The organism is Campylobacter concisus, assembly GCF_003049735.1.
Lineage (GTDB): Bacteria > Campylobacterota > Campylobacteria > Campylobacterales > Campylobacteraceae > Campylobacter_A > Campylobacter_A concisus_AN.
Genome location: NZ_PIRM01000001.1, coordinates 38,727 through 62,368, shown reverse-complemented (window position 1 = coordinate 62,368; position 23,642 = coordinate 38,727). Strand labels below are relative to the sequence as shown.

Below are 23,642 nucleotides of genomic sequence, written 5' to 3'. Positions count from 1 at the left end.
CTACTCCACAACGATTTGGTTTTCTCTCTTATAAATTTTAACTCTCGCATTTTCAAAATTATACTCGCCATCTTTTAGCTTTTTCTTGCTATAAACCCTGATCTTACCGTATGGTGTATGCAGATAGCCCCTCTCTAGTCTGCCCGAAATTTTAGCAAAGACATCGCCACTTCTAGCTTCACTTAGTTGCGATACATCTAGTAAATTTTCGCTAATATCTTTTGTGCCATGCTCATTTATGATCTCATAAGAGCTGACTTCAAGCGCATCTTTATAAATTTTCATTCGCCTTACTAAAATATCTAGCTCTTCGCCTACAATAACGCTATTTTTAGGATCATAAACATAAATTCCACGGTGATTTTTCGAGAAGATAAAGCCATGCTTATCTTTTAAGATAACAACCGCTTTTTCAATCACTGCTGGCACTGCCTCTGGGTGATCAAAAAGCGTATCCACATCAGCCGTCTTATAGTTTTGCTCACTTGTTTTTTTGTTAGCTTTGTTTTCATCTTTTTTAAAAATTTTACTTACAAAGCTCTTTTTTGCTGGGCTTGGATCAGTTGAAATTTTAAACTTTAACGCAAAGTGATCTGAGTAAAGGTCGCTCTTTGCAAAGCCTTTTTCATCGACTGCAAAGCTTGGTTTAAAGACTTCAAAACTACCACCAACATAGCTTAGATCGCCATTTTCCATAAAACTAGGCGAAAGTAAAACATGATCGATCGCTCTTTTTTTGCCATGTACTGCGTGAGAATATCTATCTTTTGGCTCAAGCTCTTTATAAAGATCATAAAAATTTCTCGTTGCAATGATGCCATTTAGGATGGATTTTTGTCCAAAGGGCGAGTTAAAATCACCCAAAATTATTGCATTTTTCTCTTTACCCAGAGCCGTTCTTAACGTTTTTTCAGCCTTTTTTTGCATATTTATGCCATTTTTATAAGTTGGAAAGTGATTTACAAATATGCTAAATTTCTTACCTTCTACCTCAAAAACAACCTTTAGAATATTTCTCGTCTTTACGTTTGGAACTTTAAAAATTTCACTGCTACTTGGCTGCAACTTTGAAATAAGCCCGAGCCCAACAGGCGAATTTTTCTCCTTTGTAAAACTAACGAATTTATACTCGCTATCACTTACCAGAGCTTTTAAAACCTGCTCATTTTCGATCTCTTGAAGTGCGATAATGTCTGTATTTAGTGCATTTATGACTTGTCTTGTTCTTTGTAGTTTTGAATCAGCCGCCTCGCAGTCCCACTTTGATACGCCTACTTTAAAATCAAGATACTCGCTACCATCATCTTTGCAATCAAATAAATTTTGCACATTATAAGTTGCGATGCTAATTTCACTCGCAAATGCCACCAAAATGGTAAAAAACAAAGCAAAAACTACTCTCAAATCTCACTCCTAAAGTCAAATTCAGTGATATTTTGCCTGATCGCCTCATAAGCGATAATGCCAGCACTCATAGCTAAATTTAAGCTCCTGCCCTCTTTCCCCATTGGTATGGTTATGGCGTTTTTAAAATTTATATCCATAAATTCTCTTGGCAGCCCAGTACTCTCACCACCAAAAAATATAAAATCTCCTGGTTTAAACCTAGCCTCATAGTAAAGCCTATTTGTCTTTGTGGTAGCGAAGAAAAATCTATCCTTGTGGCTTAAGTTTGCTTCTAAAAATTCTTCCAAACTATCCCAAATTTTTGGATTTAAAATTTTCCAGTAGTCAAGCCCTGCTCGTCTAACAGCCTTTTCACTCAGATCAAACACGGTGGGTTTAACGATATGTAGCTTTAAATTTGCATTAACGCACATTCTACCGATAGCTCCAGTATTTTGCGGTATCTGAGGATGAACTAAGACTATGTTAAACATAAGCTTTCTTTGCCTTAAAAAGTGTTATAAACTAGCCTATTTTAGCCAAAATGGGCTTTTAAGAGTTTTAAAGACTACTCTTTTCTAGGCTTATGCTCGCTTAGATATTTTGAAATTTCAAACTCTTGCCTACGTTTTATCTCTTTTGCGATCTCTTCGTTTTTAAAACCAGCTGATAAAATTTCTGCCACATCAACTTTCGCGTCAAATTTCATCTCATAAATTCCAAGCTTCTTGGCACGCTCTATCCGCTCTTTATTATAAGCTCCAAACCATGATTTTATAGGCATATTTAGAGCTATTTGCATTAGCTCTTTATCGCTTGGCATGTCCTTAAAATAAGGCTGCTTTAAGATAGAAAAATAGCTCTTTGGTAGACATATTTTCTCTAAAATTTCCTTTGCGTCAAGCTCAAATTTGCCAAACAAAAGATACAAAAATAGCCTCTCATCATCCACAAATTCTCTAGCACTCTTAAGATCGCTTAAAAACCCATCGTCCATAGAAATTTGCATACCAAAAATTTCTTTAAAAAGTCCAAGCTCAAAGAGATAGTAAGCTCCTTTTTCTAGATGCTTTGCGCGAAAAAATTTAATAAGCTCAGTATTTATCCTATCTCTGCTTAGATGCTCCAAACTAAGGCTTTTCATAAGAGCTAGCGTCTCATCAGCTATGCTAAAATCAAGCCTCGCGCTAAACTGCACGCCACGTAGCACCCTTAGCGGATCTTCTTTAAATTTCTCACTATCGATGTGTCTTAGTGTTTTGCTTTCAAGGTCCTTTTTGCCGCCATGAAAGTCTAAAATTTCTCCATTAAAGATATTCATCATCATGGCATTTATCGTAAAATCTCGCCTAAGGCTCGCCATTTTGGGATCGTTAATATAGCTTACTGCAAAGTCTTTGTGTGAATTTCCAGTTTTGCTCTCGCTTCTTGGAAGCCCAATGTCGTAGTTTTTGTATTTATAGATGAAGTAGCTTTTGCCAACTCCGCTAGCACCTATGCTAGCCATTAGCTCATTAAATTTAGTAGGCTCAATATCATAAACCTCGATGTCATAATCATAAATTTCTCGCCCCAAAAATGCATCTCTCACGCAGCCACCAACTAGATAGACACGTGAAGTAAATGGGGCAAATAGCGATCTAAAAAAGTCTAGCTCGCTATTTTTATAAATTTTATTTTTGATTTTTATCTCATTTTTTGAGCCGTCTAATGGCTTATTTTGAGAGATTTTGGAGTCTATTTTCGATATTTGCAAGGGTAAATTCTAAAAATTTTGTCGTTAGTTCAAGCCTTGAAGCAAGATTTTGTTCACTAGTTTGTTTAAGCCCTTCAAAAAGCACTTCTATGCGTTCAGCAAGGTTTGCTAAGAAAATTTTCTCTTCGCTCACCTCTCTATTTTTTATTGGACTTACTGGCTCCTCTTTTACCTCAAATGCTTGCTCATTTTGTAAATTTGCCTCAACTTTTAGCTCGTTATTTAGCGCATTTTCATTATTCTCTATGGCCAAAAGCTCTTTTTTTAGATTCTCACGCTCGAGCTCTTCTTGCTTTTTACTTTGCAATGCTTCTATTTTCTCAAGCTCAGCGCTAACCTCACTGATTGCCATTCTAGCGATATCATCAAGCTTCATAATCTTATCAACCACCTTTTAAATTCATTTATCTCTTCATCACTTTTCATCGCTATAAAAAACTCTTTCATCTGCTCGTTTTTTATCGCTCGCTCTTTGCGAAGTCCGCTCAGACGGTTTATCGCGCTAAGGGCATCTTTGTTTGATGGATCTTGCTTTAAGATATTTTTATAAATTTCAAGTGCATCATCTTTTAGCCCCTGAGCTTCGTAGATCAGTGCTTCAGTGATTGTGTTTTTCATTTTTTGATAAATCCTGCGATAACATCGCCTATCTCGCTAGTTGAGCAAATTTCAACTGCATTAAAAGCGGCGATATCTTTTGTTCTGTAACCTTTTGCAAGCGCCTCTTTCACAGCATTTTCTATCGCATCTGCGGCTTCATTTTCACTAAATGCGTATCTTAGCATCATCGCTGCACTTAAAATTGTTGCAATTGGATTTGCTATACCCTGCCCTGCGATGTCTGGAGCTGAGCCGTGAATTGGTTCATAAATTCCCACTTTACCGCCCATACTAGCACTTGGCAAAAGTCCTATCGAGCCACAGACCATACTCGCCTCATCGCTTAAGATGTCGCCGAATAAATTTTCAGTAAGTATGACATCAAAATTTGCTGGGGCTCTTACTAGCTGCATCGCTGCGTTATCGACATACATAAAGCTAAGCTCTACTTCAGGGTAATTTTTAGCCACTTCGCTAGTCACCTCACGCCAAAGCTGGCTTGTCTCAAGCACATTTGCCTTATCGACCATACATACCTTTTTCTTGCGAAGCATTGCTGTTTCAAAAGCGATCTTTGCTATACGCTCGATCTCAAATTTAGAATAAACCATCGTATTAAACGCTCTATCTTCGCCTTTTTCACGTGGCTGCCCAAAATAAAGTCCGCCTGTTAGCTCACGAACCACGACAAAATCGACTCCTCTTAAAACCTCTGGCTTTAGCGTGCTAGCATCCACTAGCTCATCAAAAACGATGGCTGGGCGTAAATTTGCATAAGCTTCAAGCTCTTTTCTAATCTTTAAAAGCCCACTCTCTGGCCTTAGATGTCTTGGCAAATTATCCCACTTCTCGCCACCGATCGCCCCAAAAAGCACAGCATCAGAGTTTAGAGCAGAGTTAAGCGTCTCATCTGGCAAAGGCACACCAAATACATCATAAGCTGCACCACCCATAAGCTTGTAGTCGTACTCAAATTTTATCCCAAACTCAGCGCTAACGACATCTAAAATTTTTATCGCCTCATCTATGATCTCAGGACCGATACCATCGCCTTTTATAACACAAATTTTATATTCTCTCATTATTTAATCCAACTTTACTTTTGCGTATTCTATAAGTCCGCCGGCGTTTAGAAGCTCTTGCATAAACGGCGGTATAGGGCTAAATTTATACTCTTTGCCGCTGGTTAGATTTACGATCGCGCCGTTATCTACGTCTATTTTTAGTTCGTCGCCCTCGTTTATCTCGTCCGTTTCTTTGATTTCCAGTATCAAAAGTCCCGTATTAAAGCTATTTCTATAAAAAATTCTCGCATAGCTTTTAGCTATCACCGCACCAATGCCAGCAGCTTTAAGTGCGATAGGAGCGTGCTCGCGAGAGCTACCGCAGCCGAAATTTTCGCCCGCTACGATAATGTCGCCCTTATCTATCTTGGCGCTAAAATTAGGATCGGCGTCCTCCATTATATGTTTTGCTAGGATATTTTCGTCGGAAGTATTTAAGTATCTGGCGGCGATAATTATATCGGTATCGATATTGTTGCCGAATTTCCAAACTTTATTCATCGTTTCGCCTTTTTTAAATTTTCGAGATTTTAGCCAAAAGTAGCTAAATAATTCATCAAACGGCGAATAAAATTTGCGGCCCAAACGGCTAAAGGGCAAGGCAAAGGGCGTTAAACGCCCCTTTTATTTTTTTAAATTTAAAGAACACCTGCCCAAGAATTTACACGCCGGGCAAAAACCCGTAACGCCGACGATAATCGGGATTAACCCGATTAACGCCCAGTAGCTCTCGTAAAAATACCAAACCGCTACCGTAAAAATTAGCCCCAGTACGACCCTAATAATTCTACTTTTTACGCTTACCATATTTTTACCTTTTTTTAAAAATTTTATAAAGCGGGCAGTAACCGTAATATCCCGTTAAAAGTGGAATTAGTCCGACCGTCCACAACCAGCAGTCGCAAATAAATCCGAAAATAAAAAACCAAGTCGCCGCTATAATCAAACGTATAGTTTTATCTAAAACGCTCATTTTTATCTCCTTTAAGCTAAAGCTTTTAGCATTCCGTTCATAACCATAGGTTTAAATCCGTAAATTTTAACCAGCCAACTCATGTAGCTCTCTCTGGTAGCGCCGAAGCACTCTAACGTCGGAGCCGTTCCCTCCCAGTCGAACTCTACCATTATGGCCTTGCCGTATTTGGTAATAAAAGGGCAAGCCGTATATCCGGTAAATTTCTCGCTAGGTTCTCGTCCTTTTATCGTATCGGCTAAATTTTTAGCCAAGATCGGATACATTTTCCTAACACTAGCCCCCGTTTTGCCGGACGCAAATCCACAAATATCGCCGATACCGAATATATTTTTAAATTTTGTACTTTGCAGACTGTATTTGTCGACGGCTAGAAAATTTAGCTTGTCGCCCTCTTTGGCTAGGCCGGCGCGAGCTAAAATTTCGCTTCCTTTTTGCTTAGGTGGCAAGTGAAGCCAGTCGTATTTTACGTCGATTAGCTCAGACGCGATTTTATCTTCGCCGTTTTGCCTATACGCCGTCCAAAACTCGAAAGTAGCTGTATTTGAGCTTTTATCGACGGCTACGATTTGGTGGCGAAGATTAAATTTTATCTTTCTTTTTATCATTATTTGAGTCATCGCCGCGGCATAAGTCGGATCGCCGAAAAGCTTGCCGCCTCCGACGTAAAGATTAACGCTGCCTTTATCGCGGTTACCGGCCAACCTCAGCCTATCTTCGCTCATGCATGTTACTTTTTTATTAGCGCCGCTGCATTTCATCGGGGTTTTTTGATCGCAAAATACCGCCGCGCCGCCGTTTTGAGAGAATTTTTTCATCAACTCGTTGCTCTTTACGGCGCCTTGTAGAGTGTAGACGGAGGATATGTTGCCGCTCGTATCGTTAATATCCTCTAAGCTCAGCCCCTTAACGGCTTCAAAGTCGTATTCCACACCGCTTGCTACGATTAGATAATCATATCCCAGCTCGCTCCCATCGTCTAGGACGAGTAGATTGGCTTCGGGCTTTATCTCCGATACGTTTTTGCGTATCCACTCGGCTCCTTGCGGGATATAATCCGCTTTTTCATAAACGACGTCGCTAGCTTCGTAAATTCCGACGGCGATTAGCGTAAAGCCCGGCTGGTAGTAAAATTTCTCGTCTTTATCCACAAGAATTACCTTGGCGTTAGGCATATCTCTTCTAAGTTTAGCCGCCAACGCGATACCGCTAAGTCCCGCGCCCATTATGACGATTTTAGAATTTATATCGTCGTTTTCGCCGCCCGTTGCCGAGCAACCGCTCATACTCGCGGCTAGTCCCGCGACCCCCATTAGCTTTAAAGCGTCTCTTCTTTGCAGTCCTTTCATAAATTCTCCTTTTAAACGAGTTTATGAAATGCTACCTAAAAAAGGCCGCTCTCTCCGTAACAAAGTTACCTTAAAACGAGAATTTTAAGAAACTAGCCTTATTTCGCCGCGGCTTTGCGTTATTTGCCCGCTTCTCTCAAGCTCTTTTAGCACCCTAGATACCGCCTCTCTAGCGCTTCCTAGATGATTCGCCAGCTCTTCGTGAGTTATTTTTATAAAATTTTCGTTTAGATTTTCGATGCTTTGGGATAAAAAATTCATAATCCGCGCCGAAAGCGGCGAAAACAAAGCCTGCTCCATAACGTTTATGGTTCTGGCAAACCGATCGGCTACGATTTTTAGGGTAAAATTTAAAATGCTCGGATATTTTTCTTTAAGAGGTTTGTAAATTCGCGCCGGAATAACGATGATCTCGCTATCTTGCTCGATTTCGACGCTTACTTTATTTTCTAGCGAATTTATAGAACACGTATCGCACAGCACGCAACTCTCGTCTTTAGTTAGTCTAAATATCGTTATTTCCTTTGCGCTAGACGATACGAACGCCCTTAAAACGCCTTTTAGTATAAGGATAAATCCGAAGCAATCGTTTCCGGAGTAAAATATATCGCCCTTTTTTACGGTTTTTAGATACGCGTTAGCAAAGATCGCATTTAGATCCTCGCTTGCTAGATCGAAATTATTCGTAAACCTCTCGCGCAAAATTTCTTTTAACTCTTTGCTTAGCATTTTGCCCTTTCGTGACTTCGTTACAAAAATTTAACCTTATTATAGGTAATATTGCATAAAAATTTAATACGAAAAGAAAAACAATGCACGATGTTAAGAAAAACGACTCGCAAAGCAAAATAAAATCGCTGCCGATTATGCTTTTTGCCGGCACTATGGGGCTTGGAGGGCTTTGCGCGGCCTATAAGAAACTAAGCGAGATATTTGATTTACCCGGCGAGATATTCTCGGCGCTTAGAGCGCTAGACTGCACGGTATTTTGCCTACTTTCGGCGTTTTACTTCTTTAAGTTTTTAAAATTTAAAGAAGAGATAAAGGCCGAATTTTCGCACCCTATAAAGATAAATTTTTTCGGCGGATTTATCATCTCGCTTTTTCTTTTAGCTCTAGCCTACAAAGACGCGCCGCGACTATACTACTCGCTTTTTTACGCGACTTTAGGCTTGCAAACGATTTTTACGCTTTACGTAATTTCTTTTTGGATCGACGAAAAATTCGATATCGCGACGCTAAATCCGGCATGGTTTATCCCCGTAGTGGGCAACTTGCTAATCCCGATAATAGCCGAAAAATCTCAAGCGATCTGGTATTATTTTAGTTTGGGGCTATTTTTCTGGATTATTTTATTTGCCGTTATATTTTACAGATTAGTCTTTTTCGATAAGTTAGCCGATAAATTCGTCCCGACGCTAGTCATTACGCTAGCGCCGCCGGCTATGGCGTTTTTGGGATACGTAAAACTAACCGAGCGATTCGACGCTTTTGCGGCGATACTGCTTAATATCAACGTATTTTTCGCGGCGCTTATACTTTTTTCGTATAAAAGATTTATTAAACTCAAATTCGCCCTATCATGGTGGGCTTTTACCTTCCCGACGGCCGCTAGCTCCATAGCGTTTTTAAAAGCTTACGAAATTACGCAAAGCGATTTTTATTTAGTTTTAGGCATCGGCGCTTTTGCGGCTCTAGTCGCTTCGATTTTGGTAGTCGGGTTTTTAACGATTAAATCTATAATAAACGGCGAAATTTTTTCGGAAAAATAGCCTTAGCTCAAAAATTCACTTTAGTAGTATTCGTAGCTGATTTCAAGCTTTTTATATAGGCCGATTTCCGTTATGTCGCCGTTTTCGTAGTATTTGTCCGCGGGCTTAAATTTGACCTAGGTTTTACGCGTCAAATTTCCCCGCTCGTCCCTCATTATGTCTTTAAACTGCAAGATTTGCCAGATTTTTGCCTCAGAGCCGAAGTAATTTACCGACGTATACTCCATCTCGTCGCCGTTTGCGGCGTAGTAATAAACCCATTTTGAGTTTGGGGCTTGCGTGATTTTTTCGTATTCGCCGTTTGGTTTGCGCTCGAAGCTTATCTCTATGCCGTGACGCGGCTCCATATTATTTTCTATCCGCGTTAAAACGCCCTTTTCGTCGTAGACGTAGCTATCGTCCGTCACTAGCGTCCCGCCGGAATACGCCGCCCGAGCGATCATTTTGCCGTCCTTGCCGTAGGTAATTTTCTCCGTGCGGGGGTAAAATCTATCCTCCACATGCTGCTCTTTGGCCGTCGCGACTAAATTTTCGCCGTCAAATTCGTATTCGTAGAGATAAACGGCGCTATCTTGATATTTTTTGCGCACTAACCCGTCTTTGCCGTACTCAAACAAAACCGAGCTGTTCGGCGCACCGTTTATATGCTCGGTTTCTTGCACTATATAGCCGTTTTCGTTAAATTCCGTTCGCTTCACGCGCGTATTTTCTAGCGTGCCGGAGCCATCCATTGAGTATTCGTACTCCGTAGCCGTCATGCTCTTAACCTCGCCTTTTAGCTCTCTTTTGCTCCAGTCGCTTTCGGGTAAAACGGCCGAGTTTAGATAGCAAACCGCCGATGCTGCCGCGAAAATAGCTTTTAAAATTTTCACTTTTATCCTTTTTTAAACCAAGCAATCATAAATTATTTTAGATTGAATTTCGCCTAATTTAGCCCCAAAAGCGGCAATACCGGTAAAATCCTAGCTTTTACTAGTTTAAATCCACACTTAAAACCGACTTAAATTTTTAAGCAAGCCTGAGGCGAATTTTCATTTCGGCAGTTTATTAACTTAAGCCTAAGCCTCATTTACCTTTTTAAAAATTTCTCTCATCTCTTCTTCGCTAAGCGGCTCAACCAGTATATTTGCGGCGTCTATGAAGCGATATTTTTCTTTTGGCAGATTTACCATAAAAGCGCCATATTCGCATTCGCCGAGCACGTGCGCGTCCTTATCGTCTACGCCGACTACTAGCGTAAGTATCCAGCGCGAGACCTTTCTCTCTCCTAGAACTTCTTGCGCTTGCCACGAAGGAGAGGGAGCGTAAGGCAAGATAGTCGGTAAATTTTCACTAAGCGTATACGCGCCAAAAATTTCATTTCCGTCTTTATCTTCGTATAAATTCTCTCTTGCACTATAAGCGTCAAGATACTGCACATGTCTCATCATCTCATCAAATTTAGCCGCAGGGCTAGCACTTGCAAAAATTTCATCTATCATAACCGCGTCAAACGCCACGTCGCGCTCCAGGCCAGAGATATAAAGCGTTTGATTTTTCTCTTTTGCCTCCTTTAGAGCTTCGAGTCCCCACATTATGTCGGCTTCATAATCAAATTTTAAAATTTGCTCGCTATCGTAAATTTCTTCATTGTCGCGCTCTATTTTCGAGCCGGTTTTGGCTGAAATTTTAGAAAGAAACAAAATCGCCGTCTGCCAGTCGCCAACGCCGCTTGGAGTACAGACTCGAACGATATATTTACCGTCTTCATAGCTTAGCTCAAAGCCACGAGCGCTCTTTTGCCATACGCCAGCAATCATCACGTTTTCGTTTAGCGAAAGCTCGCTCGGCTCGTCGTTTTGGCTATTAAAAAAGCAAAATCCATCTATAAACTCTGAAATTTCACGCTCGCTTAGCGCCTTTTCATATCTGCCCAAAAGCTTCTTTTTATTTTTTACCTTAAATGTTACGCTCATAAATTCTCTTTCGCCTACTCTAAAACGTCATCGCTTGATCGCACTGCCTAACCCACTCGGACAAGATATCCATGCTGCCTTTCACCTCAGCCTCGAAATAAGGCTCTCCAGCATGCAAACCGCACCTCGTTTGGCAGCTACCGCAAACCTTTAACATAGCGCCGCTAGCGTAAAGCTCTTTTAACATCGCTACTAGATCTACGTCGTAGTTTTCCGGCTTTTTGGTGCTATTTCGCGCAAGATCGACCGCGTCGTTCATTAGAAAAATTCTAACCTCTTCGCCTTTTTCTTTTAGCGTTTTAGCTAGCCTTAATGCGTTGTAAGCATTGTCGGTACCGTTGTATGGTTGATTTGTAAGTATAAATAGAAATTTTTTCATCTTTTTCTCCTTTTGCCAAAAATGTAGCGCAAACCGAGCAAATTTTAGCCAAGCTATATAAAAAGAAGCTAAATTTATCTAAAAAGTAAAAGTACTCCGATCGTGCAGACGATAATGGCGGTGCAAATTTCAAGTAGCCTTAGGTGCGTTTGTAAAAATTTCTTTAGCATAGCTCCGCCGAGTGCGTAGATATTTAGCGAGCAAAACTCGATGAAAACGAGCGTTGCCGCGATCGCGCACATACGAGTTAGACTAAAGGGATCGTCTTTATCCAAAAATGTAGGCAGTAAAGCCGAGAAAAATATCCATGCCTTTGGATTTGTGAAGCAAACGATGAGGCCGTTTATAAACATCTGCTTTTTGCTTGGTAAATTTAAGAAGCTCGCCCTTGCCAAAAAGAAGCATCGCGCCAAGATAGAGCATATAAAGCCCTGCGATGATGTTTAGCGCCTTAAATGCGGGTGCAAAATGATGAAGCACCGCGCCCACGCCAAGCATACAGCAAAATGCCACGAAAGCAAGCGAAAGAAGCTGTCCGGTCATCATAATAAGCGAGTGCTTATAGCCAAAGCTCATACCGATACTCATCGCATAGGTCATGTTGATGCCTGGCATTAGCGAGATAGGAGCAAGCGTGGCGAAAAAGAGTAAGAAGTCCATAAAAAGCCTTGAAATTTAGCTAACAAATATAAAAATTTAAGCTATAGATCTGATCCAGCGATCAAATTTATAGCTTAAATTTAAAAGGCGGACCAAGCCGCCTCTTTTTTAGTGAGTCAAAAAATACTCTTGAATTTTGGCTTTGTCGCTTGTTTTTGTAAGCGCAAGCATTAAAAGCACTCTGGCTTTTTGAGCGTTTAGATTATCGCTTGTTAAAAAGCCGTATTTTGCGTCGTCTACCTCGCCGTTCATAGTTGTTTCGCCGCTTCCTACACGTGAGTCGCGAACTACCACTATGCCAGCTTTTGAAGCCTCGCCAAGAGCCTCTAGCACGCTAAAGTAAGGGTTGCCGTTGCCAAGACCAGCGCTAATTATACCTTTTGCGCCGTTTTTAACAGCTATTTTTACAAAGTCAGGGTTATCATTTGCATGAGAGTAGATGATATCAACTCTTGGAAGTTCTTTTACGCCCTCTAGGTCAAATGCTGATTTTGCTGTGTGTTTTCTGATCGGATTCATATAGTATTTTACGTTGCCATAAAAGACTGTGCCGATTTTGCCGCTATTTGGTGATTTAAATGTATCAACGCCTGTTGTGTTGGTCTTTGTCACCTCTCTACCGGCGTGAATTTCATCATTCATAGTCACTACAACGCCTTTTCCTACGCTATCTTTGCTAATAGCAACGTTTACAGCGTTAAATAAATTTAGTGGGCCGTCTGCGCTTAGTGAGCCGCTATTTCTCATCGCACCTACAAGGACAACTGGCTTGTCGCTTTTAACTACTAAATTTAGAAAGTAAGCCGTCTCTTCCATAGTATCTGTGCCGTGAGTAACGACGATACCATCAGCTTTGCCGCTGTTTAGAAGCTCGTTGATTCTATTTGCAAGCTTTAGCCAAACTTCATTGTTCATATCTTGTGAACCGATATTTGAAATTTGCTCACCTTTTATGGTAGCGATCTTGTTTATATCTGGCACGGCTGCGATTAGTTTATCGACCGTAACGGTTCCAGAAGTATAGCTCGAATCAAGCGATCCTGAGCCGCTTCCTGCTATCGTTCCACCAGTAGCTAGGATGTAGATGGTTGGCTTAGCAACCGCTAAAGTAGCACCTAAAATCATGAGTAACACCGCCTTAAAGATTAAACGCATTTTAGCTCCTTTGCATTAAAATTTGCAAAGTCATTATAATGCCATTTATTTAAAAAAATTATTAACTTCCAAATTTTATATTTATTTAAAAAATTCTTATCAAAAACATATAAATTCCGGTTGAAATAACTATGCTAAGAAGGGTATTTTTAAATTTTAAATGCATCAAAATAGCTGTAAAAACTGCTACTATCTCGCTTAAGCCATAAGGAAACTCGCTAAATTTCGTATCTTTTAAGCCGTAGCAGACCAAAACGACCATTATCATCATACCCATATGCTTCTCAATGGCGTCTAAGTAAGGGTTTGGCTTATAGTTTTTCAGTACATAAAACGGCGTTGCCCTCGTTATAAAAGTAGCTAGAGCACTTAAAAGCACCGCTACAAAAAGTACCATCTCGCTTGAGCTTACACTTATCAAATTTTATCCTTGAACAAAAGCAAAAATATAAAACAAAGCGCCATTGAGCCAACAAGCACAAATTTAGCTGGAAATAGGCTCACTCCAAGCACACCAAAAAATGTCGCCGCAAAGAGCACGCGATAGTTTTTATCATTTTTAAACATTTCAATCACAATAACTATAAAAAGTGCTGTCAAACTAAACTCAAGCCCCTTTGTATCGGCTTTTATAAGATCGCCAAATATCGCACCAAGAAGCGTTCCAGCCGCCCAGTAAGACCAAGAAAGGATATTTAGCCAAGTAAAGACAAAGCTTCGATCACTCGCATCTTTTAGCCCTAAATTTTTAAATATCGCAAAGGTCTCATCCGTTAGCAAAGCGATGTTTAAAAGCCTAAATTTGATCCCGCTATACTCTTTTAAAAGTGAAATTCCATAAAAAGTATGGCGTAAATTTACCAGATAGCTCACGATAAAAACCTCAACGTAGCTCGTGCCAACGCTAAAGAGCGAGAGCATCATAAACTGCGCTGCGCCGCCGTAAGCTAGCGTGCTAAGAGCGACGGCGATAAAGGCGCTAACACCCATGCTTTTAGCCAGTATCCCAAAGGCGACACCAAGCGGAAAATAGCCCATAAAGACAGGAGTGGATAGTTTAAAAACGTAGTTAAATGTCAAATTTTTACCTTCATAAAAAGCCGAAATGTTAGCAAAATTTGAAAAATTTAGAGTAAAAATGGAGCTAATTTTATAAAATAATAAAAATTTATGGAACCAAAAGATGAAAAAGGTAATTCTAATTTTATTTTGTATTCTTTTTTCTTGGAGTAAAAATTTAGATACCGCCAAGCTTGAAAATGAATGCGCTTTAAATAACGTAGAAAGCTGCACCGATCTTATATATATCTACCTTGACAAAAATGAGCGCGATAAAATGGCAGCTATGGCAAACAAGGCCTGTGAGCTAGGCAATCCACATAGCTGTCTATTTTTAGGAAATATATATCTACAAAAAGATGCTCTAGCGCAGGAAAAAGAAGAAGGGCTTAAGCTTTATAATAAAGCTTGCGAACTAAAAAATGCATTTGCTTGCTACACTCTTGCACTTATCTACGAAACCGGAGATGCTGGTATACCAAAAGATAAGAATAGAGCAAAAAACTACTATAAAAAAGCCTGCGAGCTAGATTTGGAAGAAGCTTGCAGTAGCTTAAAAATTTCTCAGTAACTTTCATTCTTGCTCCTAAAAGTAGAAATTTTAGACGAGATGTGCCAAATTTTAATTTCGCCCAAATTAATGAGTCTATTTTATCGAGTCCTTGCCTTTTGATGTTTTATTTAAAAAGCAAAATACCTCAAGCGTAAAAGAAAGTAGTATAAGCCCAACGATAGCTAGAGTCGCGTTCATACTACCTACCTTTTAAGCCCATTTACTATTTCAAGCATCGAGTCACTCGTGGTTATCGCCTTTGAGTTTGCCTCGTATGCGCGCTGACCAGTGATAAGATCGGTCATCTCTTCGACCAGCTGGACGTTACTCATCTCGACAAATCCTTGTCTGATCGTACCAAGTCCGTCAAGTCCTGCCACGCCTACTACAACATTACCGCTAGCGCTTGTTTCTAGATAGTTGTTATCGCCCATTGAGTGAAGGCCAGCTGGGTTTATAAAGTTTGCTAGCTCGATCTGACCTATCTGAGCCATCTCTCTCTCACCTGCTTGGAGTACTGATACAGTGCCATCTGTGCCGATAGAAATTTGCGTCGCATTTGCAGGGACTGTGATCTGAGGGATGAGCTGATAGCCATCGCTATTTACGATCGTGCCGTTTGCATCAAGCTTAAATGCGCCATTTCTAGTATAGGCTGTCGTGCCATCAGGCAGCTGAATCTGAAAAAATCCATTGCCAGCTATTACCATATCTAGGTTGTTGCTGGTCTCTTTAAAATAGCCCTGAGAGAAAATTTTATTTATCGCTGTTGGGCGTACACCAAGACCCACTTCGATGCCTGTTGGGCTTGTGGTAGTCTGGCTTGTAGCCGTTCCTGCATACTCCATGACTTGATACATAAGATCAGCAAATTCAGCCCTATTTTTCTTGTATCCATAAGTATTTACATTTGCAATGTTGTGTGAGGTTACGTCTATCTGCGTCTGCTGAGCTATCATACCAGTGGCCGCAGTGTAAAGTGATCTCATCATAGTTTTATCCTTTTATTAAGCTTTTAGGGCTAGTTTTTGAACAGCATCTTGGTTAAGATCGTTCATGTGGCTTGTCATAACCTTTTGATACATATCAACTAAGCGCTGGGTTTCTATTAGACCCACCATTTCTAAAACTGGATTTACGTTTGACATCTGGGCATATCCTTGCATCACGCTATCAGCTTCTTCAAGCTCTGTGATGTCATCAAAATTTCTACTCTCAAAGAGATTATCTCCGACCTTTTTAAGGTCTCTTATTTCCCTTGGTTGGGCGATAAAAAATTTAGAAAATTGATTGTTATTTGAGTATAAATTTCCATTTTTATCAACAGTTAGTACCTCTCCTTGTGGTACTTGGATACCTCTTTGACCTGGATTTTGTGCCTCGTAACCACTTGGTAACACCTTGTAACCCTCTTTTGTGACGATGTAGCCGTCGCCATCAAGGCTAAAAGAGCCATTTTTACTAAGTTTTACGCCATTTGGAGTATCAACTAAGAAAAATGCGTCATCTCTTTTTATCGCAAAGTCAAGCGTGTTTGAGCTGTACTTAAAACCACCAGCACTAAAGTCGGTATACTCTTCGCTCACTTGAGGTACACGATCAAGCGTTCTATTTAAAAATTTAGCTCCATCTTTTGTGTGATTTTTAAGCGGGAGCTCATCTTGTGTCTCTTTAAAAATTCTTGCAAAGTCACCGATGACCACATCGTTTCGCTTGTAGCCGATCGTATTTACGTTTGCAAGGTTGTTTGAGATGACATTTAGTCTGTTAAACTGCGTTACCATGCCAGCAGTGGCTTGATAATAACCATTTTGCATACAATTTCCTAAAATTCATTATTGTCATGATTCTAAAGCAATAGCTGTTCCAAAATTTTAATTTTTTAATTATTAAATATTTCATAAAGTTTAATAAATAATTTATTTATTTAATGTTAAGATTCGCGACTTCAATATAGATAATGACTATTAAAAACAATAAAAATACAAAAAAGGATACATATTATTATGAAAAAGACTTCACTAGTTGTTTTGCTTTGTGCTGGCTTAAATTTGTTGGCCCAAGAAAGTGAGAATATAAAAGAAGTTGAACTTGGCGGAGTAGAGGTAACGGCGGAAGAAGAAAATGTAAAAAATAAAAAGATTAGTGAAGTAAAAAAGACAGCAAGTGAGCTTACTAAACAACAAGTAAGCGATACTAGAGATATGGTGCGCTATGACACTGGTGTCAGCGTAGTTGAGACTGGTCGCTTTGGTTCTAGCGGATATGCTATAAGAGGTGTTGATGAAAACCGCGTAGCTATCAGTATCGATGGACTTAATCAAGCTGAAACACTTTCATCACAGGGATTTAAGGATCTCTTTGAAGGATATGGAAATTTTAACAATACAAGAAATGGCGTAGAGATAGAAAACATCCAGCAAGTTAATATCACAAAAGGAGCAGATAGTATAAAAACCGGCTCAGGTGCACTTGGTGGCTCTGTAATGTTTGAAACAAAAGATGCCAGAGACTATCTTACAGAAAAAGACTGGTTTTACGGCTTTAAAGCACAAAAATCATCAGCCAACGATGAAAAACTATTTTCTCATACGATGGCTGCGAGGGCAAAATGGTTTGACATACTCTTTATCACTACAAAAAGAGATGGTCATGAGATGAAAAACTGGGGATACAAAACATACGATGATAGCGTACTAGGCAAAGAGAGAGAAAAGCCAGATCCTTACACCATTAGAACAGACAGTAGACTATTTAAATTTGGTGTAAATTTTAATGAGACAAACCGCTTTAGTGTGGGTATCGACAGAAGCACAAAAGAGACAATGGGAACTGACTGGTCGTATAAATTTGCTCTTTTTCAAAGTGGTAATACAAATGACATAGTCTATAGCACCGACACAAGGCACGTAAATGACAAAAATAAGCGCGAAAATATCTTTTACACATACGAAAACTACGATGAAAATCCACTTTGGGATAGCATGAAGCTAACCTACTCAAAACAAAAGATCCAGCTAAAAGCAAGGACTGATGAGTACTGCGATAAAAACGACTGTCAGGGCCTGCTAAATCCATCAGGATTAAAGTTAAATAACGAAGGTAAACTGGTAGATAAATATGGTGGTGACTTAGAAATGAGACAAGTAGAAAAAGAGCCTTGGCCTGGAGCTGGCTTCACTTTTCCTCAAGATATCGTGTTTGATAGTCATGGAAACGAAGTAGACGAAACATTCTATGGAAGAACACATCGTGGAGTAGATAAACTTCTTGTTGATTGCAACCAGTATGATTGTTCCAAACCTTTAACACTTTTTAATAAAACAACTAAAAAATATGAAACCTACGATCTAACTCCACAAAATATGCCAGATGGCAATGGAAAATATGCAGAACTTACTCCAAAAAATAGATTTGAGGAACTACTTTTGCCAAGAGCTCCAGGATACATTGAAAATAACTGGAAAGACAGGGATCTAAATACAGATACAAAACAGCTAAATTTAGATGCAACAAAGGAATTTAGTCTATTTAAAATGGATCACGCCTTAAAATACGGTGGGCTTTATAATCAAACAGATAAAAGCATGGTAAATAGGCAAGGCTATGAGGCGTATAATAAGGCATGGTGGGCGAAATATTTCTTTGGCATGGCAAACAAAGGCACAGGCTTATCTCAAAACTGGCAACCAGACAAATGTATGCCTCACGGCGGAAATGAGTACAGTACGCTTTGTAGACATGAGGATGATAAATTTAGCTTTTTGATACCTGTTGAGACGAAGACAAAGGCATTTTATCTAGGTGATGATATATCTTTGACTGAAATTTTAAGCGTTGATTTAAACTATAGATTTGACAAAATAACACACAATCCAAGCTACATACCAGGCAAAACACCAAAGTTACCAACTGATCTTTTTGCTGGTGTTTTTATACCTTTTACCATACCACCTGGTACTAGCCCAGAAGAAGCAAAAAGGATAAAAACCAAAAACGCTGAAGAAAATGCACTATATCTAGCAAGTCAAAAGAGAGATTTTACACACCATTCGTATTCACTTGCGACAAATTTTGACCCATTTGAACACATAAGACTTCAGGCAAAATACGCAAATGGCTTTAGAGCTCCAACATCTGATGAAATTTATTTTACTTTTCAGCATCCTGATTTTACGATATTTCCAAATTTAGCCCTTCAGCCTGAGATCGCAAAAACAAAAGAATTTGCTGTAACTCTTCATAACTCGCCTAGCTTTTTTACGATAAATCTCTTTCAAACTGACTATAAAAATTTCATCGATCTAAAGTACATCGGTCGTGGTACGCTAACATACGGTAACGCCGGTAGTAGAATGCCAGTAGAAAAATATCAAAACGTAAATAGAGCAAAGGCTCGCGTAAGAGGTGTTGAGCTAAGTGCAAATCTAGACCTAGAGCAAGTTTATAGTGGACTAAGTGGCTTTAATGTCGGCTATAAATACCTATATCAAAAAGGTAGAATGTCAGTAGATGAGAGCGGCAAGCTAGACGCTCCAATGAATGCCATTCAGCCAGCAAAATTTGTCTATAACGTCGGATATCACACCAAAAATAATAAATTTGGAGCAAATCTATATATGACACACGTAAAAGCAAAACGTCCAGAAGATACTTACAATATCTATGCCAAAGACGATCCAGATGCAAAAAATACGTATGTTAGATATGTCAGTAATACATACAGTCTATTTGATTTTGTAGCATTTTACAGACCGATGAAAAATTTCACATTTACAGCAGGTGTGTATAACATAACAGATAAAAAATACACAAGCTGGGATAGTGCAAGAAGTATAAGGACTTTTGGCACAAATAATATGGTAAATAAAGAAACTGGCAGGGGCCTTGCTAGATTTTACTCACCTGGTAGAAATTTCAAGCTAACATTTGAAATGACGTTTTAATAATTTTATAGCTACCGCAATTTTAGACTTTTGCGGTAGCTTTGTATAGATAAAATTTCACTGTTTTGATGCACTTTTTAAAAAATTTGGGTATAATCCACTTTCTTTTAAACAATACTTAAATCACAATTACACGATTTGAAAGGAAATTTATGAGCGCCGCAAAAGACTCTTTTTCTCAGATAGAAGAGCTTTTCGCTGAAAATGCAAAAGGCTTTTTGACATACGAAAAATTAGTAAAATTATTAGACAAAGCTCCGACTGCTACGATAGTAAAAAAGATAGAACAACTAGCAAAAACAAATAAAGTCCAGCTCATCACATCTGCTGAAGCTGCAAAGCTTAGAAATTTAGCCGATGCTAAAAAACGCCAAGAAAATGCTCAAAAAAGTGATCAAGATATCGACGAGGATCTCGATCTTTCTGGCGAGAGCGACCTTTTAGAGTGGTCAAGATCTGATAGTCCAGTGAGGATGTATCTAAGAGAGATGGGTCAGATCGCGCTTCTTACAAAAGATGAAGAGGTAGAGATCAGCAAAAGAATCGAGCTTGGCGAAGATATCATTATTGACGCATTTTGTTCTGTGCCATTTTTGATTGACTTCATACTTGACTATAAAGAGCCGCTCATCAATAGAGAACGCCGTGTAAAAGAGCTTTTTAAGAGCTTTGAGGATGAGAGTGAAAACGAAGAGAATGAAGATAGCGAAGACGATATAGATGAAGAAGATGAAGAGAACGAAGAAAATGAAGCTCCTAAAAAATCAGCCAAAAACGATAAACGTGCTGAAAAAGTTATAGAGAGTTTTAAGGCCCTCGAAAAGGCAAAAAAAGAGTGGCTAAAGACCGCAAACAAACAAGATAAAGTTGAGAGCGACGATACGGCTTCAAAGATGACTCTTGCATTTAAAAAGAAAATTTTAAAAGAGAAGCTAATGGATCTTGGCCCAACAAGCAAGTTAATTAGCGAGATCGTAAAATCAATGGAGACAGCGCTAAAAAGCGACGATGAATTTGATAGAGAGCTAAAACGCTTGGAGTATCGCTTACCAATGTTTAGCGACGAGCTTAAAAAAAATCACAAAAGCATACTAAAAGATATCATCAAGCTTAGCAAGGAGGAGATCGCAGCTCGCGTGCCAGAAGCCACAATGGTATCAACTTATGTCGAGATCAAAAAGCTATTTACTACAAAAGAGGCGAGCAAGCAAGGTTTTGATCTTGAGCCAACAAGGCTAAAAGAAATTCTAGAGCAGATCAAACGTGGTAAGAAAATTTCTGACGAGGCAAAAGCTAGAATGGCTAAGTCAAACCTCCGTCTAGTTGTAAGTATCGCAAAACGCTATACAAACAGGGGCTTACCATTTTTAGATCTCATCCAAGAGGGCAACATCGGCCTTATGAAAGCGGTTGATAAATTTGAATACAGAAAAGGTTATAAATTTTCAACCTACGCCACATGGTGGATCCGCCAGGCTATCTCGCGTGCGATCGCCGATCAGGCAAGGACGATTAGGATACCTATCCATATGATAGAGACGATAAATCGTATCAATAAAATAAACCGCAAATACCTCCAAGAAGAGGGAAAAGAGCCTGATGTAAGTGTTATCGCAAAAGAGGTTGGGCTAAGCGTTGATAAGGTAAAGCAAGTCATCAAAATAACAAAAGAGCCTATCAGCCTCGAAGCTCCGATCGCAAACGAAGAGGATGGAAAATTTGGAGATTTTGTCGAGGATAAAAGCTCACTTTCTCCGATAGAGCAAATTTTAAAAAGTGACCTTAGAGAGCAGATCGACGATGTGCTTTCACAGCTAAATGAGCGCGAAAAAGCAGTTATTTCGATGAGATTTGGCTTGCTTGAGGATGAGAGCGACCGCACACTTGAAGAGATCGGTAAGGCTCTAAATGTCACTCGCGAGCGTGTTCGCCAGATAGAAAGCTCAGCTATCAAAAAACTAAAACACCCAAAAGTTGGTAGAAAACTCAAAAACTACATCGAAGGCTAAAAGCCTTAATCTAGCTCAAATTTCCCACAAATTTGAGCTAGAAGCTAAAATCAAAATTTTATACTCACATTAAAGCAAATATCTCCCACATAAATTTTAGTTGCAAAAGCAACAAAGCTAAAATCTACAAAGCTAGTTGACTTTTAAAGCATATTGTTGTAGTAAATTTTAGCTTTCTATTCACTAGCGAGAATGGATTATCATCTCATAATCACATCACACTCACTAATGAAAATAAAAATTTACAGGATCATTAAAAATTTTAGAGCAAAAATAGGCACAAAATGAGTTTAAATTTTAACCCCTCTAAATGCTTCCTTTGCGGCTTTCACATCAGTCTCATCTGGGTGCGTTTTGGCTCGCTCCCATCGCTCTAGTCGCTCAGGCGTTAGAGCAAATCTCGGATCATCAGGCATAGCTTTACCAAGTTTTTTTAGTTGCTCTATTACTTCAGTGGCAATCGCACCTTGACAGATAAACGTGCGCAAAATTTCATTGCCATTTTGCATAAATAGCTCTTTGCCTTGATCTATAGCCTGCGTGGCATGCGCACTTGGCACATCAGCACCAAGGGTTATAAAAAAGCCTACTTTTTTATTTTTTACACTTTGAGAGATAAATTTTTTAAATTCCTTCTCCGGTGAGCCCTGATCTATATAGTATCCAAGCGCGATAAAATCAAACTCACTCAAATTTATCTCGCCCGCATTGGCAAAATTTATCGCCTCACAGCCAAGCTCACCAGCAATAGCCTCTGCTATCTTTTTTGTATTTCCACTTTTTGATGTATATACCACAATACTTTTCATAAAAACTCCTTCTTAGAAATTTCCATCACTGCATTTGCGATAGAATTTCCCCAAAATACGCCATCTTTTGTAAAATTTAAAGAGTCGTTTTCGATTTTTAGATATCCACTTTCCTCACATTTTTTAAAAAGATCCATAAGCTCATTGGCACACGTCTGGCTCACAAATTTAAAAACATGCTCAAGGCTTATTTGTGGATACTGAAAAAGATTTACAAATCTATCAAACTCCATCTGCCTAGCAGTCATGCGACCCATAACTTTCATCTTTTGACTCATGTTATAGATACCAAACTCCCCTAGCCTACCGCCAGCGCCTTTTCCAAGAGGCAAGACATCAGCGCCCGTGTGAGATAGTCTTATATATTTATATTGGTCCCTACCCTTTTTGGCCACCTTTGTATACTCTAAAATTTCATAGTCGCCTTGACTTAAAATTTCGTCTAAAAATGCGTGGTGCAAGCTCTTATCGACTTCTACGTCATAGTAATCCTCGCTTATGGTCTTACTAAGTACCGAGCCATCTAAAAACTGAAGCGAATAAAAACTCGCACTGTCAATGCCAAGCTCACGCACTAGCTTAGCATCTCTTACCACCTCATCTATGCTTTCATTAGGATAGTTATATATAATATCAACACAAAGCATTCCACTAAATTTCTCACGCAGATCACGTAGATGTTTTACGGCTCCATCTGAACTATGTGTGCGATTTAGCAGCTTTCTGCCAGCCTCACTAAATGTTTGCACGCCGATACTGTATCGATTTACGCCAAGCTCGTTTAAAAGGCGAAGCTTGCTTATATTTAGGTTATGAAGCGTACTTTCTAAGCTAAATTCGCACTCAGGCAGGATGTTGAAACTACCCTTAAGTGCGTTTATCACTTGCTCTAAGTGTCTCTCTTTTAATATCGTTGGGGTGCCGCCACCAAAATATACACTACCTATTTTCTTGCTTTTTAAGTAGTTCGTGGCGGAGTATTTTTCTATCTCGCTTAGTAGAAATTTTATATACTCATCAAGCTCATCCTCAAGCTTTGTCCTATTCATCGAGCAAAACGAGCAGATGTTATCACAAAACGGCACATGAATGTAGATCACTCCTTCATTTTCATCTGGTGCACTCTCTAAAAATTCCCATAGCTCATCTTCACTCACCATATCAGGTCTTTTTGAAGGAGCTACGCTATGACCTTTTATACGTTTGTTAAACATTTA

General features: G+C 39.4%; 27 protein-coding genes. 4 read left to right on the top strand and 23 right to left on the bottom strand.

Going from position 1 to position 23,642, the window contains the following annotated elements; genetic code table 11:
* The 11 genes from CVS97_RS00340 to CVS97_RS00290 all read right to left on the bottom strand — a co-directional run bounded on the left by CVS97_RS00340 (nucleotide 1) and on the right by CVS97_RS00290 (nucleotide 7,857).
* Complete coding sequence (locus CVS97_RS00340; RefSeq protein WP_107784684.1) at nucleotides 1-1,404, bottom strand: endonuclease/exonuclease/phosphatase family protein; 1,404 nt, start codon at nucleotides 1,402-1,404, stop codon at nucleotides 1-3.
* Entirely contained in the window at nucleotides 1,401-1,880 is a 480-nt protein-coding gene (locus tag CVS97_RS00335) for a tRNA (cytidine(34)-2'-O)-methyltransferase (protein WP_072594657.1), read from the bottom strand. The genes CVS97_RS00340 and CVS97_RS00335 overlap by 4 nt, the downstream gene beginning before the upstream one ends.
* Nucleotides 1,881-1,954: 74 nt before the next feature.
* Nucleotides 1,955-3,142, bottom strand: a complete 1,188-nt coding sequence (locus CVS97_RS00330; RefSeq protein ID WP_107784683.1) for a CCA tRNA nucleotidyltransferase — start codon at nucleotides 3,140-3,142, stop codon at nucleotides 1,955-1,957.
* Entirely contained in the window at nucleotides 3,102-3,518 is a 417-nt protein-coding gene (locus tag CVS97_RS00325; protein WP_103623912.1) for a CiaD-like domain-containing protein, read from the bottom strand. The genes CVS97_RS00330 and CVS97_RS00325 overlap by 41 nt, the downstream gene beginning before the upstream one ends.
* Nucleotides 3,515-3,760 (bottom strand): hypothetical protein, encoded by a 246-nt coding sequence (locus CVS97_RS00320; RefSeq protein ID WP_021091490.1) that lies wholly within the window; start codon nucleotides 3,758-3,760, stop codon nucleotides 3,515-3,517. The genes CVS97_RS00325 and CVS97_RS00320 overlap by 4 nt, the downstream gene beginning before the upstream one ends.
* Nucleotides 3,757-4,824, bottom strand: coding sequence for a 3-isopropylmalate dehydrogenase (gene leuB / locus CVS97_RS00315; protein ID WP_107784682.1), 1,068 nt, complete (start codon nucleotides 4,822-4,824; stop codon nucleotides 3,757-3,759). The genes CVS97_RS00320 and leuB overlap by 4 nt, the downstream gene beginning before the upstream one ends.
* A 3-nt stretch (nucleotides 4,825-4,827) precedes the next feature.
* Nucleotides 4,828-5,307 (bottom strand): 3-isopropylmalate dehydratase small subunit, encoded by a 480-nt coding sequence (locus CVS97_RS00310; protein ID WP_107785184.1) that lies wholly within the window; start codon nucleotides 5,305-5,307, stop codon nucleotides 4,828-4,830.
* A 123-nt stretch (nucleotides 5,308-5,430) separates the two neighbouring features.
* Complete coding sequence (locus tag CVS97_RS00305; protein WP_072594653.1) at nucleotides 5,431-5,613, bottom strand: DUF2892 domain-containing protein; 183 nt, start codon at nucleotides 5,611-5,613, stop codon at nucleotides 5,431-5,433.
* 4 nt (nucleotides 5,614-5,617) lie between these two features.
* Nucleotides 5,618-5,779, bottom strand: a complete 162-nt coding sequence (locus CVS97_RS00300) for a DUF2892 domain-containing protein (protein ID WP_107784681.1) — start codon at nucleotides 5,777-5,779, stop codon at nucleotides 5,618-5,620.
* Nucleotides 5,780-5,790: 11 nt separating this feature from the next.
* Entirely contained in the window at nucleotides 5,791-7,128 is a 1,338-nt protein-coding gene (locus CVS97_RS00295; RefSeq protein ID WP_107784680.1) for an NAD(P)/FAD-dependent oxidoreductase, read from the bottom strand.
* 84 nt (nucleotides 7,129-7,212) lie between these two features.
* A complete protein-coding gene (locus CVS97_RS00290) occupies nucleotides 7,213-7,857 on the bottom strand; it encodes a Crp/Fnr family transcriptional regulator (protein ID WP_107784679.1) in 645 nt (214 codons plus the stop codon).
* Between the two features lie 83 nt (nucleotides 7,858-7,940).
* On the opposite strand from CVS97_RS00290, the gene CVS97_RS00285 reads away from it, so the two are divergent.
* On the top strand, nucleotides 7,941-8,900 hold the full coding sequence (locus CVS97_RS00285) for an SLAC1 anion channel family protein (RefSeq protein WP_107784678.1): 960 nt from the start codon (nucleotides 7,941-7,943) through the stop codon (nucleotides 8,898-8,900).
* A 116-nt stretch (nucleotides 8,901-9,016) separates the two neighbouring features.
* Here the strand turns inward: CVS97_RS00285 and CVS97_RS00280 are convergent, their stop codons facing one another.
* The 8 genes from CVS97_RS00280 to CVS97_RS00250 all read right to left on the bottom strand — a co-directional run bounded on the left by CVS97_RS00280 (nucleotide 9,017) and on the right by CVS97_RS00250 (nucleotide 14,129).
* Nucleotides 9,017-9,772 carry a hypothetical protein gene (locus CVS97_RS00280; protein WP_234401415.1) on the bottom strand — a complete coding sequence of 252 codons (756 nt, stop codon included), beginning with the start codon at nucleotides 9,770-9,772 and terminating at the stop codon, nucleotides 9,017-9,019.
* Between the two features lie 186 nt (nucleotides 9,773-9,958).
* Nucleotides 9,959-10,855: a DUF4299 family protein gene (locus tag CVS97_RS00275; protein WP_107784677.1), complete on the bottom strand. Its 897-nt coding sequence runs from the start codon at nucleotides 10,853-10,855 to the stop codon at nucleotides 9,959-9,961.
* Nucleotides 10,856-10,874: 19 nt separating this feature from the next.
* The gene (locus tag CVS97_RS00270; protein ID WP_072594648.1) at nucleotides 10,875-11,234 is read right to left on the bottom strand and encodes a DsrE/DsrF/TusD sulfur relay family protein; all 360 of its coding nucleotides are present in this window, start codon (nucleotides 11,232-11,234) and stop codon (nucleotides 10,875-10,877) included.
* A gap of 74 nt (nucleotides 11,235-11,308) precedes the next feature.
* Nucleotides 11,309-11,587, bottom strand: a complete 279-nt coding sequence (locus tag CVS97_RS09500; RefSeq protein WP_265094255.1) for a LysE family translocator — start codon at nucleotides 11,585-11,587, stop codon at nucleotides 11,309-11,311.
* The gene (locus tag CVS97_RS09495) at nucleotides 11,502-11,894 is read right to left on the bottom strand and encodes a LysE family translocator (RefSeq protein ID WP_265094254.1); all 393 of its coding nucleotides are present in this window, start codon (nucleotides 11,892-11,894) and stop codon (nucleotides 11,502-11,504) included. Before CVS97_RS09495 ends, CVS97_RS09500 begins: the two co-directional genes overlap by 86 nt.
* 108 nt (nucleotides 11,895-12,002) lie before the next feature.
* Entirely contained in the window at nucleotides 12,003-13,019 is a 1,017-nt protein-coding gene (locus tag CVS97_RS00260; RefSeq protein WP_413784179.1) for a type II asparaginase, read from the bottom strand.
* A gap of 115 nt (nucleotides 13,020-13,134) precedes the next feature.
* Nucleotides 13,135-13,470 (bottom strand): branched-chain amino acid transporter permease, encoded by a 336-nt coding sequence (locus CVS97_RS00255; RefSeq protein ID WP_107784675.1) that lies wholly within the window; start codon nucleotides 13,468-13,470, stop codon nucleotides 13,135-13,137.
* Nucleotides 13,467-14,129: an AzlC family ABC transporter permease gene (locus CVS97_RS00250; RefSeq protein ID WP_107784674.1), complete on the bottom strand. Its 663-nt coding sequence runs from the start codon at nucleotides 14,127-14,129 to the stop codon at nucleotides 13,467-13,469. Before CVS97_RS00250 ends, CVS97_RS00255 begins: the two co-directional genes overlap by 4 nt.
* Nucleotides 14,130-14,232: 103 nt before the next feature.
* Here CVS97_RS00250 and CVS97_RS00245 point away from each other — a divergent pair, with 103 nt between their 5' ends.
* Nucleotides 14,233-14,679, top strand: coding sequence for a tetratricopeptide repeat protein (locus CVS97_RS00245; RefSeq protein WP_107784673.1), 447 nt, complete (start codon nucleotides 14,233-14,235; stop codon nucleotides 14,677-14,679).
* 185 nt (nucleotides 14,680-14,864) lie between these two features.
* Here the strand turns inward: CVS97_RS00245 and flgG are convergent, their stop codons facing one another.
* A complete protein-coding gene (gene flgG / locus CVS97_RS00235; RefSeq protein ID WP_021091447.1) occupies nucleotides 14,865-15,653 on the bottom strand; it encodes a flagellar basal-body rod protein FlgG in 789 nt (262 codons plus the stop codon).
* A gap of 15 nt (nucleotides 15,654-15,668) precedes the next feature.
* On the bottom strand, nucleotides 15,669-16,478 hold the full coding sequence (locus CVS97_RS00230; RefSeq protein ID WP_107784672.1) for a flagellar hook-basal body protein: 810 nt from the start codon (nucleotides 16,476-16,478) through the stop codon (nucleotides 15,669-15,671).
* Between the two features lie 189 nt (nucleotides 16,479-16,667).
* Here CVS97_RS00230 and CVS97_RS00225 point away from each other — a divergent pair, with 189 nt between their 5' ends.
* Nucleotides 16,668-19,607 (top strand): TonB-dependent receptor domain-containing protein, encoded by a 2,940-nt coding sequence (locus CVS97_RS00225; protein WP_107784671.1) that lies wholly within the window; start codon nucleotides 16,668-16,670, stop codon nucleotides 19,605-19,607.
* Nucleotides 19,608-19,759: 152 nt separating this feature from the next.
* A complete protein-coding gene (gene rpoD / locus CVS97_RS00220; RefSeq protein WP_021091519.1) occupies nucleotides 19,760-21,616 on the top strand; it encodes an RNA polymerase sigma factor RpoD in 1,857 nt (618 codons plus the stop codon).
* Between the two features lie 290 nt (nucleotides 21,617-21,906).
* On the opposite strand, the gene CVS97_RS00215 is transcribed toward rpoD, so the two are convergent.
* Together CVS97_RS00215 and CVS97_RS00210 are read right to left on the bottom strand one after the other, a co-directional pair.
* Entirely contained in the window at nucleotides 21,907-22,425 is a 519-nt protein-coding gene (locus CVS97_RS00215) for a flavodoxin family protein (RefSeq protein WP_107784670.1), read from the bottom strand.
* Complete coding sequence (locus CVS97_RS00210) at nucleotides 22,422-23,639, bottom strand: radical SAM protein (protein ID WP_107784669.1); 1,218 nt, start codon at nucleotides 23,637-23,639, stop codon at nucleotides 22,422-22,424. Before CVS97_RS00210 ends, CVS97_RS00215 begins: the two co-directional genes overlap by 4 nt.
* Between the last annotated feature and the right edge of the window lie 3 nt (nucleotides 23,640-23,642).